This is a genomic window from Wolbachia endosymbiont of Drosophila incompta (genome assembly GCF_001758565.1).
Taxonomy (GTDB): Bacteria; Pseudomonadota; Alphaproteobacteria; order Rickettsiales; family Anaplasmataceae; genus Wolbachia; species Wolbachia pipientis.
In genome coordinates this window covers 398,576-399,071 of record NZ_CP011148.1, presented here as the reverse complement: position 1 = coordinate 399,071, position 496 = coordinate 398,576, and positions in this window count along the sequence as shown.

Below are 496 nucleotides of genomic sequence, written 5' to 3'. Positions count from 1 at the left end.
AAGCGCATATTAGGGATTAAAATTTTTGGTATAGTATTGATAGGAAGCTTTCTGTCATCATCAATAATTGCTAAAATGCTTATACATAGTGAATTTTTTACTAATATGCTCATATTTATTGGAATAACAGCTCTGGGCATATTTATTTATATAATATCTAAATTATCAGCAGAACAAAGACGAAAATTAGTGGCATTATCTATTCTTGTGGTATTTTTCTTGTGTTTTTTTGCTTTAGAAATGCAGCTTGGCTCTTTGGTTAACTTATTCACCGAAAGAAACGTTATTAACAATGTATTAGGTATAACAATCCCAGCTTCAGTTTCTCAAGCCATAAATCCTTTGTCAATTATAATATTTGGCTTTCTTTTTGGAACATACATGAAGTTTAAGCAAAAATATGCAACTTCCATGTTTACCCTTGGCCTTCTGACAATGGCTATGTGTTTTTTCACACTGTACATAGGATGTTTAAACTCTAACATTGAAGGTAAAG